Annotated in this window: 11 protein-coding genes; 1 reads left to right on the forward strand and 10 read right to left on the reverse strand. The window is 71.8% G+C overall.

The features are described from left to right. Positions 1-59 precede the first annotated feature (59 nt). From ACZ49J_RS06860 to ctaD, 7 genes are all read right to left on the reverse strand, one after another. Entirely contained in the window at positions 60-449 is a 390-nt protein-coding gene (locus ACZ49J_RS06860; RefSeq protein WP_467452175.1) for a hypothetical protein, read from the reverse strand. A gap of 129 nt (positions 450-578) precedes the next feature. Then, positions 579-1,874: a TIGR02679 family protein gene (locus tag ACZ49J_RS06865; protein ID WP_467452176.1), complete on the reverse strand. Its 1,296-nt coding sequence runs from the start codon at positions 1,872-1,874 to the stop codon at positions 579-581. After that, complete coding sequence (locus ACZ49J_RS06870; protein WP_467452177.1) at positions 1,871-6,076, reverse strand: TIGR02680 family protein; 4,206 nt, start codon at positions 6,074-6,076, stop codon at positions 1,871-1,873. The genes ACZ49J_RS06865 and ACZ49J_RS06870 overlap by 4 nt, the downstream gene beginning before the upstream one ends. Then, complete coding sequence (locus tag ACZ49J_RS06875; protein WP_467452178.1) at positions 6,073-7,410, reverse strand: TIGR02678 family protein; 1,338 nt, start codon at positions 7,408-7,410, stop codon at positions 6,073-6,075. Before ACZ49J_RS06875 ends, ACZ49J_RS06870 begins: the two co-directional genes overlap by 4 nt. Next, on the reverse strand, positions 7,410-8,999 hold the full coding sequence (locus ACZ49J_RS06880; protein ID WP_467452179.1) for a TIGR02677 family protein: 1,590 nt from the start codon (positions 8,997-8,999) through the stop codon (positions 7,410-7,412). Before ACZ49J_RS06880 ends, ACZ49J_RS06875 begins: the two co-directional genes overlap by 1 nt. A gap of 191 nt (positions 9,000-9,190) precedes the next feature. Continuing rightward, complete coding sequence (locus tag ACZ49J_RS06885) at positions 9,191-9,562, reverse strand: hypothetical protein (protein ID WP_467452181.1); 372 nt, start codon at positions 9,560-9,562, stop codon at positions 9,191-9,193. Next, positions 9,562-11,286 (reverse strand): aa3-type cytochrome oxidase subunit I, encoded by a 1,725-nt coding sequence (gene ctaD / locus ACZ49J_RS06890; RefSeq protein ID WP_467452182.1) that lies wholly within the window; start codon positions 11,284-11,286, stop codon positions 9,562-9,564. Before ctaD ends, ACZ49J_RS06885 begins: the two co-directional genes overlap by 1 nt. A 250-nt stretch (positions 11,287-11,536) precedes the next feature. Between ctaD and ACZ49J_RS06895 the strand changes: the two genes are divergently transcribed. Then, positions 11,537-12,823: a cytochrome P450 gene (locus tag ACZ49J_RS06895; RefSeq protein ID WP_467452183.1), complete on the forward strand. Its 1,287-nt coding sequence runs from the start codon at positions 11,537-11,539 to the stop codon at positions 12,821-12,823. Positions 12,824-12,916: 93 nt separating this feature from the next. Here ACZ49J_RS06895 and ACZ49J_RS06900 read toward each other — a convergent pair whose 3' ends face one another. From ACZ49J_RS06900 to ACZ49J_RS06910, 3 genes are read right to left on the reverse strand one after another with little or no spacing between them, the layout of a single operon-like run. Continuing rightward, a complete protein-coding gene (locus tag ACZ49J_RS06900; protein WP_467452184.1) occupies positions 12,917-13,906 on the reverse strand; it encodes an SDR family oxidoreductase in 990 nt (329 codons plus the stop codon). A gap of 37 nt (positions 13,907-13,943) precedes the next feature. Continuing rightward, positions 13,944-14,534, reverse strand: a complete 591-nt coding sequence (locus ACZ49J_RS06905; protein WP_467452186.1) for a hemerythrin domain-containing protein — start codon at positions 14,532-14,534, stop codon at positions 13,944-13,946. 11 nt (positions 14,535-14,545) lie between these two features. After that, positions 14,546-15,745: a hypothetical protein gene (locus ACZ49J_RS06910; RefSeq protein ID WP_467452187.1), complete on the reverse strand. Its 1,200-nt coding sequence runs from the start codon at positions 15,743-15,745 to the stop codon at positions 14,546-14,548. Between the last annotated feature and the right edge of the window lie 261 nt (positions 15,746-16,006).

A 16,006-nucleotide genomic window follows, 5' to 3' on the forward strand; every position in this document is an offset into this window, starting at 1 on the left:
GGTCCGCTGAGCGACGACGCGGCTGGGGCTCCGACGCACCGGCGCCGGGGCCCCAGCCGTCAGCAGGAACTGCCGCAGGACGACGAACTGCTGCCGCAGGACGACGAGCTTCCGCAGGACGACGAACTGCTGCCGCAGGACGACGAGCTTCCGCAGGAGGAGGAACCGCCGCAGGAGGAACCGGACGCCGATCCGGCGGAGGCGTCACCCGCCACGTACCAGGACGAACAGCTGGACCCCGTGCCGGCGCCCCCTGTCGCCGATGCCGCACCCGCACCGCCGCTCGTCGGCCATGCCCGGTACGACTGCCCACTCCCCCAGCCGTACCCGGACGCCTGCCGGCCCAGATCGTCCCAGGCACGCCGCCAGGCACGCCGCACGAACCAGGCGCACAACCCGGCCACTCCCAGCGTGGCAGCGGCCACCACGACCAGAACAGTCACGATCACTTCCCCCCTCCACCGGGACAGGCGTCCCAGGTGTCCGGACCATGCCCCCCGCTCCGGCACCTTCAATCTCCCCTTGAGCAAGCCAAGAGGTTCTCTCACCAGAGCCTCTCTCACCGGAGCCCGGGAGGATCAGCCCAAGTCGTCCAGGAGGAGATCGAGCGCGGCCTCCTCGTGCAGGGCGATTCCCAGGGCGCTCATGGCGGGGGCCAGTTCGGTGTCCCACACGGCCTCGGCGCGCGTTCCGCTGAGGGCGATCCGTGGTGTGCCGCTCACCTGCGTGCGGGTCGCGAGGTACTCGTAGTCGGCCGCTCGCATACGCCACGGCTCGGCGCCGTACCGCCGCATGATCCGGTTGGCCAGCGCTATGCCGGGCCAGTCGAAGTCACCGTGGTACACAAAGGCGCAGCCGGCCGCCGCCAACGCCTCCAGGAGGGTGAGCACGACCGTGGTCGCGCTCCCCGAGGTGCAGATCAGGGGCGCCGTACGGGCGGTGTCGGCCGCTGCTTCGAGGACGCGGGGGTTCTCACAGACGTGGACCCGGGTGCCGGGCGGCATCTTCAGGGTGAGCGTGCGCAGTTCGCGCAGGGTCAGATGGGTTTCCATGTGGTGGTCGGCGCGCTCACGCAGAGCGGCCTCACGCCAGGTGCCGCCGGTGGGGCGCAGTCCGTAGGCGAGCACGGTGCTGGAGACCTCGTCGGGGACCACCGAAGCCAGGCGCCACAGAGCCCGGCGCGCCGGCGCGTCGGTGGGGGACTCGGCGCCGTGCGCCAGCGCGATGCCCCGCAGGACCAGCCGGGACAGCAGCGTGCCGTCGTCCAGGCCGTGCGCCGAGCCGGTGGCGCGGGTGGCCAGCTCGCCGCGGCCCCAGGAGGCGGGGGCGGGGCGTGCGTCCGTGCCGGGGAAGAGTGTCGCCAGGGTGTGGACGGCCTGGGTGATGACGGTGGTCGCCGTGTGCGGGTCCTGGCGTGCGAGTGTGCCGCCGCGTCGTATCTCCTCCAGCCACTGTGCCGTCCAGGGCCGGGCCGACAGCGAGGTGGCCTCCGCCTCGGCCTGTGCCGCCGACCAGACGCGGGCTCGTTCGGCCGCCGCCGCGTCACGGGTCGCCCGGCGGTCCGTCAGGGGCGGGCCCAGTGCCTCCAGCGTCGAGGCCAGACCCCGTCCGGCCGCGCTGGTGCGCAGGCGGGTGTCCAGGTCCCGCAGGCGGACGGTGGTGGGGCCGGTGACCGGTCGGGCCAGGAGGAGGGACAGTGCCTCCCGCTCCGTTGCGTCGAGGTGCTCCAGTCTGACGGTCCCGGCCGGCTGGAGGCCGCCTCGTTCGAGCCGGGCGCGTGCCGCCGTCCAGAGACGGGTGAGGCCCGGCCGGGTGAGGAACGCGAGCGTTTCGGAGGCGAGGGAGTGTCCGTCGGCTCGTCCGGGTCCTGTCATACCGACATCAGCCTCCGCTGCCGCCCGTTCCACGTGTAGTGCAGCGTGGCCACGCCCCGTACGTGCGGGTCGCGCAGGCACTCGTAGATGTGGAGGGACGGTACGTCGGGCCAGTTGCCGATGAGCCGCTCGCTGGTGAGGACGAAGTCGAGGTCCAGGTCGACCAGGATGCGGCCGAGGCGGGCATGCGTGGGCTCGTCCACTTTGGCGAACGCGTCGTCGAGGAGGATCAGGCGGGGTGCGTGCGGGGCTGCTTCGGCGAGGCTGGTGAAGTGGGCCGCCGCCGCGGCGAAGAGGACCAGGTAGGAGAGGACCCGCTGTTCGCCCTGGCTCAGGCCCGTGCGGCCGGAGAGTTTGCGGCGGCTGCCCGGTGCGGCGTCGTTCACCACCCAGGGAGTGAAGGTGAACCAGTCGCGGTAGTCCAGGGCGGAGCGCAGGTGGGCCGCGTAACCCGCGGCCGGGTCGGCGCGGCGGGCGTCCTCGATACGGCGCTGGAGGACGTCGCGGAGTTGCTCGGACTGTTCACGGGTGCGCAGACCGGAAGGGCCGCGGAGGAGATCGACGGCCGCCTTGACGTCCGCCTCCACACCGTCGGCCAGCTTCCAGTCGAGGGTGACGCCCAGGCCGTGTGACGTACGGACCGTGCCGAGCGTGGTGTTGAGGGCGGCGACCAGGGCGCCGGCGGCCAGCACCTGGGAGGAGAGGTGGTCGCCCAGCTCTCCGGTCAGGAAGCGCTGGAAGACCTCGCGTTCGCGCTCCGTCAGCCGGTCCCGCGCCTCGGCGGCCTCGGCCGCGATGCGTTCGCCGACCGCCGCGATGTCGTGCGGGCCGTGGTCGTCGACGAGCCGGCACAGCTTGATGCCGTCGTGTTCCTCCAGCGTCGCGTCATAGCCGCCGGAGAGCTGGTCACGCAGTTCGGTGTGGCGGTTGAGGAGGGTGGTGTCCGAGATGTCACGGCCCTCGGCGTCCAGGCCGTGGCGCACGGAGTCGACCAGCAGGCGCAGCGCCTCGACGCGCTCCCGCACATCGTGGTGGACGGGGTCCTGGGACTTCAGGGCCGCGTCGTCGGCGCCCGCGTCGAGCCCCGCTCCTCTGATCACGCCCGGCAGCGCGAGGGCCGCACGCAGTCTCCTGCCGCGGGCCAGCACCTCGGTCTCCTGGGCGGCGAGCGTCTCGCGACGCACCCTCTCGTCCTCTTCGGCTCTCACGCGCAGGTCGTGCAGGTCCGCCAGGTCCTCCCGGACACGCGGAAGCTGGCGTCCGACGGCGTCGACGCGGCGCTTCGCGTCGGCCTCGCGGGCGAGGATCTCCTGTTCCGTGGCTCCGAGGGCCTCTTCCAGCGCCCGGACGGTACGGCGGGCGGCCTCCAGGCGGCCGAGCGGCTCGGCGTAGTCCGACGCGGCCTCCCGGCGGGCCGACTCGGCGCGCTCGTAGTCCGTCCGGCCACCGCGGTGGCCCTCGGCCGCGGAGAGGACCGCGCGCACCCGCCGCCGCAGCTGCCTCGTCCCCTGTCCGAGGCGGTCCAGGGCCACACCCACCGTCTCCAGCGCGGCCGGGTCCGCCGGGAGGTCCTGGGCACTCGCCGTGGCCTCGGCTTCGCGCCGCGCGGCGACCGCGCGGGCACGTGCCTGCTCCGCCTCCCGGGCGGCCGCGGACGCCTGCGAGGCGAGGGACCCGGCGACGCGCTCGGCCTCGACCGTACGGGCCCACGCGTCGGTCAGCCCACGTGCCGAGGGCGGGCGGCGCAGGGTGTCGCCGATCCGGTCGCGGTGCTCGGTGAGGATGCGCAGGCTGTGTCCGCGTTCCGCCAAGTCGTCCTCCAGCTCGGCGAGTCGGCGGTCGAGTCCGGCCAGCGCCCGGCGGCGTGTCTCCGCCCGCACCTCCGCGCCCACGTACTCGGCGGACTGCTTGGTGTGGCGGCCGTGGGCGATGCCGAGCCTCCAGGAGCCGTCGGTGCCGATCGCTGTGGCTGGCCCCGCCTCCGTCGGGTTCACGGTGATACCGCTGGTGAGCGCCCCGCCTTCGGTCAGAGCCACCGCCCCGAGCACCCGCTCGACCTGCTCCGCCGTCACTCCGCTGTCGGGCGCGGCGACAGGCCGCAGCGCCCGCGCGAGCGACGCCCCGGCCACGGGCGCCGACGGAACCAGGAGGGTGTCCCGCGTGGCCGGGTCCAGGACGGTGCCGTCGGCGCACACCCAGGCGTCGAGGAGGCCGCTCGCCTCCAGCGCGGCCTCCACGCCCGCCCGCGCGTCCGGCGCCAGGTGGTGCGCGAAGTCCACCAGCCGGTACAGGGGAGCTCCGGTGCCGGCTGTGCGGGGAGCGGTGCGGTGGGGCGGGGGTGGGGGTTCGGGGTCGGTGCGGCGTTCCCATTCCTCGCGCCGGTGCCGGAGGCTGCCCTGTTCGGCCTGAAGTTCCCGGACGGTCAGGGCGAGGTCGTCGCGCTCGGCGCCCAGTTCCGCCAGCCACGGGTCGACGGCCGACCGGGCCGCTTCGGCCACGTCGTCGGGGGTCTGCGCGGGCAGCGGGCCGTCTGCCGGGTCGTGCGCGACCAGGGCGAGCACCGCGTCCAGGGGCACCCCGGTGGAGTTCCGCAGTTCCTCGCTCCAGGCTCTGGCCGCGAGGGCGTACGCCTCTGACGCGCGCTCGGTCTCCCGCCGGCGCTGCTCGGCCTGGTCGCGGGCGTGGTCGGCCTGCTCCTCCAGGCGTTCGCGGGCCGCGTCGGCCTCGGCCGCCTCCCTCTGGGCCTCGTTCGACCGCTGGATGAGGGCTCCCAGTTCGGTGACGAACCGGGAGCGGTTCCTGATCACCGGTTGGGCCGCGTCGAGTCGTACGTCCCAGGCGTGCAGCGCGGTCGTGCAGGTCTCGGTGTCGACTGCCAGCACCTCACTGTGCCGTACCAGGTGGAAGTCGCCGTCGGGAGCGGTCAGTTCGGCTGTGGTGGCGGGCGCCACGGGCACGGCGGGTGTCGCCACGGGCTCCCCCAGGTGCGTGGGGTCGATCCCGGAGCGCTCGGCCTCCCGCACGAGATCGCCGTGTGCGGTGCTCAGTTCGACGAGTTCCTCACCGAACCGGCCGGCCTCGGCGGTGAGCCGCCGCCCTGCCTCCTCCTGGGCGCTGTGGGCCTGACGGACGGCCTTGAAGGCGGCGGCAGCCGCGCTGTGCAGGGCGGTGACCGTGGCGCGTTTCTCCCCGAGTTCCCTCAGGCTGCGGTATCCGGCGCCGGCATGGAGCGCGGCCAGGTCCGTCTCGGCGGCACTCGACTCGCCTTCGAGGGCTTCGACGCGGCGATCGAGCTCCTGCTCGCGCTCGCGGAGGCCCTGCGCCGTGCGCGCCGCGTCGCCCGCGGACCTGTGGTACTCCGTCAGCCGGTCGAGTTCACCGCTCACCTGGTCCGTGCGGTGGCGCAGCGCCCCGTGCAGGTAGCCGCGGTAGGTGGTGAGGAAGGTGCGCAGTGCCTGGTCGGTGCGTTCGAGGCGGCCGAGGTATGCCCTTACGGAGTCGAGGTCGTCCAGGCTGCGGGCGACCTTCTCCACGACGTCGTCGTCGAGGGCGGGCAGGGTCTCGGCGAGGACCGAGACGAGTCCGCCGGAGTCGATGCGGTCGCCGATGGTGGGACGGCGCAGCCGGTGCAGCAGGTGGAGCAGGTTGCGGTAGCGCGCCGGGTCGGTGAGGCCGAACAGTTCGCGGGCGACCGTGGCCCGGTGCTCGACGGCTCGGTCGGTGACGTTCTCCGGGCCGACGAGGGACCTCAGCTGGTCGACGGGGAGGGGCTGCCCGGCGGGGGCGAGGTGGAGCTCCTCGCCGACCCGCAGCCGCGTGGTGAAGAAGAACGGCTTGGCCGTTCTGGTCGACTGGGAGGCGCGGACGGCCGCGCCGATGGTCAGATGGTGGTCGTTGCCCTCCTGGTCCGTCCGCGCGAACTCCAGCCACAGGTGGCCCAGCCGGTTGGTCTGCTCGAAGCCGTCCAGCATCAGCCAGGCCAGGGTGGTGCGCCCGGTTCCCGTGGCGTCCAGCGCGCGGGCGTCACCGTCGAGGAGGTAGGGCAGCAGCATCTCCAGCGCCTTGGACTTGCCGGCGCCGTTCTTGCCGCGCAGCAGCAGGCGTCCCTCCCCGAAGGCGAACTCCTGCTCGTCGTACTGCCAGACGTTCCGGATGCCCGCGCGGTGGAGTCGGTAGCGGTGCGGGGCCGGCGGGCGGTTCATCGGGGCGACTCCTCGGGGACGTCGTCGGCCGGGGGCCGGTCGGTACGGGACGTGACCGCCACCGTGGTGGCGTACCGGGCGGCCGCGGCGAGCAGGATCCAGCCGCCGTCCGTGCGGCCCTGGCCGCGCGCCCGGGAGACATCGGTGACGGAACGGCCGTCGGCCACCGTCTCCTCGTATCCCTCGGGCAGGCCGTGGCCGTCCGCGCGCACGGGTCCGGCGGGCGCCATCAGACGCATCCGGACGAGGAGGTCGAGTACGGCGGCGAGGAATCCGTCCCGGTCCTGAAGGTGACCGCGCTGCCAGTTGCTGCGCCTGCCGTACTCGTCGATCAGTTCGCCGAGCAGATCGGGCAGCAGTCCGTCCGGGACGGGCACGCCGATGACCAGCCGGCCACCGACCGCCGGGTGGCCCGGGTCGTCGGGACGCAGCCGGTGTACCAGCCGCTCCACGAGGAGCAGCGCGGCCTGAGCCACCGTCCCGGTGCCCGGCAGGTGGAGGTCGGTGAGTTCGTCGTCGGTGTCGACCAGGGCGATGCCCTCGGCGCGGATCTCGGCCTCCAGGCCGAGCAGTTCGGAGAACGCCTGTGCCTCGCGCCGCTGCCGGGTACGCAGCCATTCGCGCTCGGTGTCCGTGAGGTCGTCGAGATGGACGACGGGGGTTTCGACGAGCCGCCTGCGGACGTACGTACGGGGCCCTCCGAAGCCGGGGTCGGCGGCCCGGCGCACGAGGTCCGCGCCGTCGCGGCTCTGGGCGAGCGGGCCGGCGACGACGACACGCGCGATCTCGCGGTCCACGGTCAGCAGGGCCTCCCCCGCCCTTTCCTCGGCGACGGCCGCGACGTGCCCCTCGGTCTCCACCAGGACGCCCCAGTCGACGAGTTGCCGCAGCGCGGCGGCGAGGGTGCGTCGCTCGGCCTGCCGCCCGGAGTCGGAGATCTCGATGCCGGCGTCGACGGCCGCGGCCCGCAGGTCGGCCACGAGCTGGGAGAGCAGCAGCTGCTCCGGGGCGGTGACGAGGACCGACAGGGCGAGGGCCAGGTAGGCGTACGTCCGTGGGGTGAACGGCGTTCCTGTCGACGGCCGTTCGAGGCGGTGGCCCGAGCCCGGGCCGAGGCCGGCCTTGAACAGGCGGGCGTACGACGCCTCCACCAGCAGGCGGTATCCGAACACCTGCTGGAAGCGCTGGGCGAGCCAGTCGGCGTGCCGCCGGATGAGCGGGAAGGCGTCGCTGTGCGGTCCGGTGCTGGTGACGAGGGGGTGGGCCAGCAGGAGCCGGGCGGCGGTGCGGCGCTCGGCCGCGAGGGCGACGTCGTGCGCGGAGGGCAGGGGCATCAGGCGCTCGCCTCTCCCACCACGGACGCGGAGGCGCTCTCGACGGCCACGGTGAGGTCGTCCGCGGTCAGGTCGCCGTCCACGGACTTGAGGACCGTGGACCGGCCGGGTGTGCGCCAGGCGGTCAGCCGGATGCCGAGGTCCGCGTCGTCGGCCTGCGCGCCGTCGAGCAGGAAGTCACTTTCTTCCTTGTCGAGTCGGGCGTTGCCGAGAGCGGTCGTGAGGAGTTCGAGGAGCAGTCGCATGGCCGGGGTGCTGAGGCGCGTCTGCTCGAATCGTCCCGAGGCGCTGCGCAGTTCGTCGGCCGCCGCCCGCCGGGCCTCGGCCTGTTGCCGCGCCTGCTCCACGAGGCGGCGCTTCTGCTCGGAGTGGTCCTCGGCCGTCGCGGCGCGTCCGCGCGGAGTCCTGCTGCCGCGCTCGCGCAGCGCCACCGGCACGTCCACCACGGGTCCGGTCCACCAGCTCACGTACGCGGGCACGGACCGGTCGGGGTCCGGTGCCACCCCCAGATGGCGGGCGCCGTAGAGCCCGAAGGCGGCGACCGCCAGGTCGTGGGCCTCTTCCGGTTCCGCGGCGTCGAACCAGGCCGCGAGCCGCAGCAGGTCCTTGCGGCGGGACATCTCGCCGGAGGCCGAGCGCAGCATCCGCTTGGCGTTGGCGAGCAGCGACTGCAGGGCGCGCAGGGTGGCGTCCCGGAGCTGGTCCACCTGGCTGGAGTGCCCGCCGGTGGCGGTGAACCACTCGCGCAGCCCCTCCCAGTCGGCCAGGTCCCGTCCGCGGCTGCGCTGGATCCGCGTCTCGGGCAGCCCGTCGGCGAGCGCTCCGATGCCCGCCGCGTGCGCGTCGATGCGGGCGAGCAGCGCGGGCAGGTGCGGCCACACGGCGTCCAGGTGAGCCGCGATGCGCGGGGCCCGGAAGGAGACGTCCTCGGTGATGGCCTCCACGTAGTCGAGCAGCAGTTCCTTGAACCCCTGGTACTCGGCCGAGTCGAGGTCGTAACGCGCCAGCACCTGGCCCAGATAGGCGTAGAAGTCCCGGACGGACTCGGCGAATTCGGTGAACTGCACGAAGAGCGTGCTGATCCGCTCCAGCGCCTGCTGCGGATCGGCACCACCCGGCGCCGCGGCCAGAGCGGCGATCTCGCGCAGGCCGCGGTCGACGAGGGCCAGCAGCTCACTGCTCACCTCGCGTGCCGCGTCCGCCCCGGCCAGTACCTCGTCCGCGTCCCGCTGCACGCGCTCTCCGAGCTTCGACAGCTGGTAGCGGGACCGTGAGCGCTGGTACTCGGCGATGCTCGTCGCTCTGACGGTGTGCGTGCTGCGCAGCAGATTGCCCCACTGCACGAGCAATTCGAGCCTGCGTGTGAGCGTTTCCGCGTCGAGCGCCGACCCCGGGCCGTCCGTCTCGGCCAGTCTGACGAGAAGGTCGGGTACGGACAGGTCGGCGAGCAGCGTGCCGCAGAACACCCGCATCACCGCGACGTACTCCAGGCGCTCGCGCGTGCTGAGGTACGTGTACGCGCTCAGCCGCTGCCACGCCTCCGCGCCGGTTTCCTCACCGTCCGGCGCATTCCCCTCGTTCCCCTCCATGGCGTCGAGCCTACGGACCGGCACTGACACTCTGGAGGAAAGTCGCGGAAAACCGGCCGTTCAGGGGGGCGACTCAGTCGGGCAGGGGCTCGGCGCGGTGGCGGAAGCCGTCACGGTCGGCATGCATGCCGTACAGGCGCCGGGCCGGCGCGTCCGGGCTGCTGTGCTGCGGGAGACGAGGGTGACCCCGGTCAGCGTGGATACCCGCCGCTGAACGTGACGAGGCACGCGGTCGCGCACAGGGCGGCCGACGCGAGCGTCAGGGCCACGCATCGGCGCAGCAGCCGCTGCCGGAGGGCGTCGTAGCGGACGGTGTACTCGTCCCGCAGTTCCGCACAGCGTGCCGCCACCGTCCGCAGGGCTTGCCTGGACACGGCCAGGCGATCCTCGGCGTAGTGGCGGACGACCTCCTCCTGCTGGGCGGTGGTCAGCCACGGCAGCCGCCGGGCGAAGGCTTCGGCCTCCGTGCGGGCCCGCTGGATCTCGGCCTGGCACAGCAGGTAGCCCTCCAGGCGGGCGATGCCGGCGGCGGTGTCGTGGTCCTCTCGTGGCTGCCGCGCCATCACGTGTCCTGGTCGTCCGACAGGGGTTTGGCGATGCCCTTGCCGGGTTCGATGACGTCCCGCCGTCCTTCGGTGCGCGCCTCGACGCGGGCGATCTCGGGGTGGTGCAGGTCGAAGGCGGGGGACTCGGAGCGGACCCGGGGCAGGGTGGTGAAGTTGTGGCGCGGGGGCGGGCACGAGGTGGCCCATTCCAGGGAGCGCCCGTAGCCCCAGGGGTCGTCGACCTCGATGCGCTTGCCGCGCTGCGCGGTCTTCCACACGTTGTACAGGAACGGCAGCGTCGACAGTCCGAGCAGGAACGAACCGATGGAGGAAAGGGTGTTCAGGGCGGTGAACCCGTCCGCCGCGAGGTAGTCGGCGTAGCGTCGGGGCATTCCCTCGGCGCCCAGCCAGTGCTGCACCAGGAACGTCATGTGGAAGCCGACGAACAGCGTCCAGAAGTGGATTTTGCCGAGTCGTTCGTCGAGCATGGTGCCGGTCATCTTCGGCCACCAGAAGTGGAATCCCGCGAACATCGCGAAGACGATCGTGCCGAACAGGACGTAGTGGAAGTGGGCCACGACGAAGTAGCTGTCGGTGACGTGCCAGTCCATCGGGGGCGATCCCAGAATGACGCCGGTGAGCCCGCCGAACAGGAACGTCACCAGGAAACCGACGGCCCACAGCATGGGCGTCTCGAAGGTGATCGAGCCCTTCCACATCGTGCCGATCCAGTTGAAGAACTTCACTCCGGTCGGCACGGCGATCAGGAAGGTCATGAAGGAGAAGAACGGCAGCAGCACAGCTCCGGTGGCGAACATGTGATGGGCCCAGACCGTCACCGAAAGTCCGGTGATCGCGATGGTGGCCCCCACCAGGCCCATGTATCCGAAGATCGGTTTGCGGGAGAACACCGGCAGGATCTCGGTGACCACCCCGAAGAACGGCAGCGCCAGGATGTAGACCTCGGGGTGGCCGAAGAACCAGAACAGGTGCTGCCACAGGATCGGCCCTCCGTTCGCGGGCGCGAAGACGTGCGAGCCGAAGATGCGGTCGGACTCCAGCACCAGAAGCGCCGCGGCCAGCACCGGGAACGCGAACAGCACCAGCACCGAGGTCAGCAGCACGTTCCACGTGAAGATCGGCAGCCGGAACATCGTCATCCCCGGGGCGCGCATGGCGATGATCGTGGTGATGAAATTGACCGCGCCGAGGATGGTGCCGAATCCGGACAGCGCCAGGCCCATGATCCACATGTCGGCGCCGGTACTGGGCGAGTGCTGCTCCCGGCTCAGGGGGGTGTAGGCGGTCCAGCCGAAGTCGGCGGTTCCGTTGCTGGTCAGCATTCCGCCGACAACGATCAGACCGCCGAAGAGGAACAGCCAGTAGGACAGCATGTTCAGCCGTGGGAAGGCCACATCGGGCGAACCGATCTGCAGCGGCATGACCGCGTTGGCGAATCCCGCGAACGTCGGGGTGGCGAAAAGCAGCAGCATCACCGTGCCGTGCATGGTGAACGACTGGTTGTACTGCTCGTTCGAAATGATCTGAATACCGGGCCGGGCCAGTTCCGCCCGCATCAGGAGGGCCAGCGCTCCACCGAACAGGAAGAAGGTGAACGAGGTCATCAGATAGAGGTGACCGATCTTCTTGTGATCGGTGGTCGTCATCCAGCTGACGATCACCTTCCCCCAGCCTCGGCCCTTCACCGGAACAGGGGCTACCGGCTCAGTCGATGTGACCATGCGAATTTCCCAGCGCGAGTACGAGCAGGTCCGCGGCGGCGTGCCTGAATTCCGCCCTCCCGAACGCTACGCATGACATCGCGGTGGAAGGCACGGCGACGCGTTCGTTTCACCGACGTGGAACCGATCGGGGTGATTCTTTTCCGCGTCCTTGACCGCGTGGGTCGCACACCACGGATTCTGACCGCCGTTCGGGTGGGCAGGGGCCGGACCGCGTTTTCCGTCGCGGTCGGTGGGGACCCGGGGCGCCATGAACCAACGTGGTCGCCCCCCACTCGTCGACAGTTCACTCGCCCTCCTCGCCCAGGGGTACGCCTGGCTGCCCGACCGCCGGCGCCGGGCCTCCGGTCCCGTCGTGCGCGCCCGGCTCATGGGACAGCACGTCGTCGCCCTGCACGGTCCGGAAGCGGTGCGCTTCTTCTATGACGAGCGGCATGTGGAGCGCCGGACGGCACTTCCCGGTCCGGTGCTGAGCACACTGTTCGGGCACGGAGCCGTGCACACCCTGGACGGCCAGGACCACCGCGTGCGCAAGGAGATGTTCCTCTCCCTGCTCACCGGGCCCGAGGCGGTCGCCGGCCTGGTGGAACGCGTCGCCGCGGCATGGGACGAGGCGGTGGAGTCGTGGCCGGGCCGCCCCTCGATCGTGCTGTTCGACGAGGCGAGCCGGATCCTCACCCGGGGGGTCTGCGAGTGGGCCGGGATTCCCCTGGCCGATGTGGCGTCGACGGCCGGGGACCTGGTGGCCATGGTCGACGGCTTCGCCACTCCCGGGCCGCGCCACTGGCGGGCTCGCCGTGCGCGGGCCCGTACGGAGGCATGGCTGGGACGCCTGGTCGAGGACGTACGGGAGGGGTCCGCCACCGCGCCCGCGCGGTCCGCCCTGGACGTGGTGGTACGGCACCGGGACGCCGACGGCCGGCTTCTCGACCCGCACACCGCCGCCGTCGAACTGCTCAATGTCATCCGTCCGACCGTGGCGGTGTCCTGGTTCGTCGCCTACGCCGGCCATGCGCTGCGTCTGAGGCCCGATGCCCGGGGGCGGCTGGGCGAGGACGACCCCGCGTACGCCGTCGCGTTCGCCCACGAGCTCCGGCGCTTCTACCCGTTCGCCCCCTTCGTCGGCGGACGGGCCGTCACCGACTTGCGGTGGCAGGGAGAACCGATCCCCTCCGGCACCCTGATCCTGCTCGACCTGTACGGGCAGAACCACGACCCCGGCCTCTGGGACGATCCGTACACCTTCGCCCCACAGCGCTTCCTGGAGCAGCCGCCCCAGCGGGACGAACTGGTTCCGCAGGGCGGTGGCGACCGCGCCACCGGCCATCGCTGCCCCGGGGAGGACGTCACGATCGCGCTGCTGCGGGCCCTCGGGCCACGGCTGGCCCGGTTGGAGTACACCCTGCCCGAACAGGATTTGAGGATTCCGCTGAACCGCCTGCCGACCCGGGTGCGCAGTGGATTCGTGATCGAGGACGTCCGCGTCCCGGTCCCGGCTCACCACGACCACGCCATGGTGGCCGGGCAGGGCGGCTGAACGCAGCGCGCCCGTGCGCGGTGCGTGCCTTTCCCTCATACGCCACGGGCCGCGTACGGGCCGGAGCCCGTACGCGGCCCGTGCCGGGCGGGCTCAGGCGCCCGCCAGGCCGCGGCTCATCCGCCGGCCGGCGGTCACGGCGGCTCCCGCCAGTGCCGCCGCCACGGCCGTCCGGCGCATCGCGGTGCGCCGCCGCCCGCCCCAGCCGCCGTGTACGGCCCCCGGTCCGGGAGCCGGTACGTGCAGCGCACCGTGCGTGGCCGGCGCCTCCTCGGTGTGCGACAGATGGCTCTTGTCCGTCTGATGTGCCATGGCCCGCTCCGCGATCGCCGGTGTCCACCGGGACTGCCGTACCAGAGCGCTGCCCGCGGGGCCGACCACGCGTTCGCGGCGCGGGTGGCGGACAAGGTCGACGATGGCCCGGGCGACCCGTTCGGGGCTGTAGACGGGCGGCATGGCGACCACCTTGCGCCCGGTGAAGTTGGCCGCCTGCTCGAAGTGCGGGGTGTCGATGGTCGCGGGCATCACGGTGCACACATGGATGCCCTTCACGCCCTCCACGCGCAGTTGCTGCCGGAGGCTAGATCCGAGCCCTTGGACGGCGTGCTTCGACATGCTGTACGGGTGACTGTAGGGCTGAGCCGCGGCTCCGGCGACGGACGAGACGTTGATCAGTGTGCCCGTACCCCGCTCCCGCATCACCCGCAGGGCCGCGCGGGCCCCGTGCACGTAGCCCATCACGTTGACGTCGAGGACCTTGCGGAAGTCCTCCAGGGGCACGTCCTCGAAGCGGCCGAAGGCGTTCACGGCCGCGTTGTTCACCCAGACGTCGATCCGGCCGAACTCCTCCACGGCACGCCGCGCCAGGTTCTCGACCTCGCCGACGTCCGTCGTGTCGGTCGGCACGACCAGCGTCCGTGCCCCGCGATGCTTCCCGCACTCCCGCGCGGCCGCCTCCAGTGCCTCTTCGCGGCGCGCGGCCAGTACCACGGCGCACCCCTTGCGTGCGAAGGCCTCGGCCGTGGCCCGCCCGATACCGCTGGACGCTCCGGTCACCACCACCACGTGATCCTTCAGTCGCATGCCCTACCTCCTCTCCGACTGTCCTCCGGCGGCGGGCTCACCCTTTGCCCATGGCCTTGCGGACGGTGTCCTTGGTGCGGTCCATGAGGGCGGCCACGGGGCCCAGGGCCACGTTGGCCGCGCCTGACTCGACGCCGGGGTGCGGGCGGGTGGGGGCCATGGCTTCGGCGGCCTTGACGGCCTTGGCCATGGCGGCGAGGTTGGTGACGTCGGTGCTGCGGCGGATGTGCGTGAACTCGTAGCGCTCCTCCGCCCGGGCGTGCTCCTGCACCTCCGTGCGCAACTCCCTGAGCCGAGGCAGGAACCCGGGGTCGTCGGTGTCCATCTCGTCCAGGGCCGCGAGGGTCTCCTTGGCCGCGCGTTCCTCGGCGAGCCGGTCCTCGACGACCTGCTCACCGCCCGGCAGCGCCCGCCGGGCGAAGGGGTGGACGACCTCCTCCTCGGCTGTCTCGTGCACGGCCAGCAGCCGCACCAGGCGACGGAAGGCGTCGCGGCGCTCCTCGCCCTCGCTCTGCTCGACCTCGTCGAAGAGGTTGCGGATGTCGCCGTGCTGACGCATCAGCAGCGCGACGACGTCGATGTCCTTGGCCCGGTCGTCACCGGCCTGGGGAGTGTGCAGTTCGGACATGACCGGCCGCCTCACTTCTCGCGCATCGCGGGGTCGGGGTGCTCGCCCTCGGACTGCACGCGGTACTCGCGGCCGAACATCTCGTCGTGCTCGGCCATGACCCGCTCGCTCGGCGGCTCCTCGCCGCCGTGGATGCGCTCCTGCATCCTCTCGAACCGCTCGTGCGCCTCGCGCACATAGCCGGCGCCCAGCGTGGTCAGGTCCATCTGTGTGTCCAGCAACTCACGCAGGTACTGCTTGTTCGGTTCGAAGGTGAGCACGTTCGGCAGCTCCGGCGCCAGAACCTCCTGCGGCTCACGCCCGTCGTGACGACGCATCAGGTCGCAGGCGACGTGCAGGTGTTCCAGCTCCATGTTCAGGTGCAGCTCCCAGATCGCCCTGACCTTCGGGTCGCTCTCCTGCTCCATGAAGGAGTAGTACAGGTAGCACTCGTTGTACTCGTGGTTGACCAGTTGCTCCCACCACGTCTCCCCCGGGTCGACCAGCGACTCGTAGTGGGTGACGTGCTCCTCCTCGATCAGCCCGATCTCCTGGTAGAGCCGGCGGGCGATCGGCTCCATGTAGGTGGGGCCGGTGTTCATGTAGAAGTTCATCGTCTGCTGCTCCGCCGACAGGATCGTCAGCGCGTGCAGCTTCGACAGCGGGTTCGTGGTGTCCTTGTCGTAAGGGTCGCGGACGTTGTCGACGGGGTCGCGGTGGTGGTACTTCGTGGGCCGGCCCGGCATGACCTCGGTGAGGTTGTCGACGATCGACTCCGCCTTGCGGTGCTCGATCATCTCGTACAGGTTCGCGTACCGGTACAGGTGGTCGAAGTCCTCCAGCACACCGAACTGGTAGGCCTGCTTCAGGTACGGATCCGGCTCCATCCGTGCCACCCATGCCGTCAGGTCGACGGCCACCTGCTCGTAGGCGATCGTCGTCTCCAGCACCGACGCCACCCCTGGCAGCAGCCAGTTCACGGCCTTCTGCTGCTGTGCCTCGATGTAGCGGGTCCGGGCGAGCTGCCGCTTGATCTCCGGGTCCACCGTGTTGCGGGCGAGCTGGTGGCTGAAGAGGATCGCCTCCACCTCGATCCCGTTCATGGTGATGATCCGGCACCGGGTGTACGGATCGCACCGGTCCGGATCGATCGGTTTCACGTCCAGCTCGCGCCAGCTCCGCAGCTGGCGGTCCAGCGGGATGCCCCGCTGCTCCAGTGGGTTGAACGTCATGCGGGTGCCTCCTGGCGACGGAAGGAACACGTGGGTCGGCGGAGTACCCCGCCGCTGACGACGAACACGGATCCGCCACCGCAGTCTGTGCACCACGGACAGGTTCCGGCCACCGCCGGCACCCGAGCGCCGACGGGGTTCCCCCGGCCGGCTCAGACGGCTCGACGGCCGGCTCGGCCTGTGGCATGTGCCGCGTCAGCGGCACCCGGTGGCCCGTTCGGCCGCCGCGCGCTCCGGCTGGGCGCCACCCACCCGGTGCGC

The sequence above is a fragment of the Streptomyces sp. NPDC030840 genome, assembly GCF_055572015.1.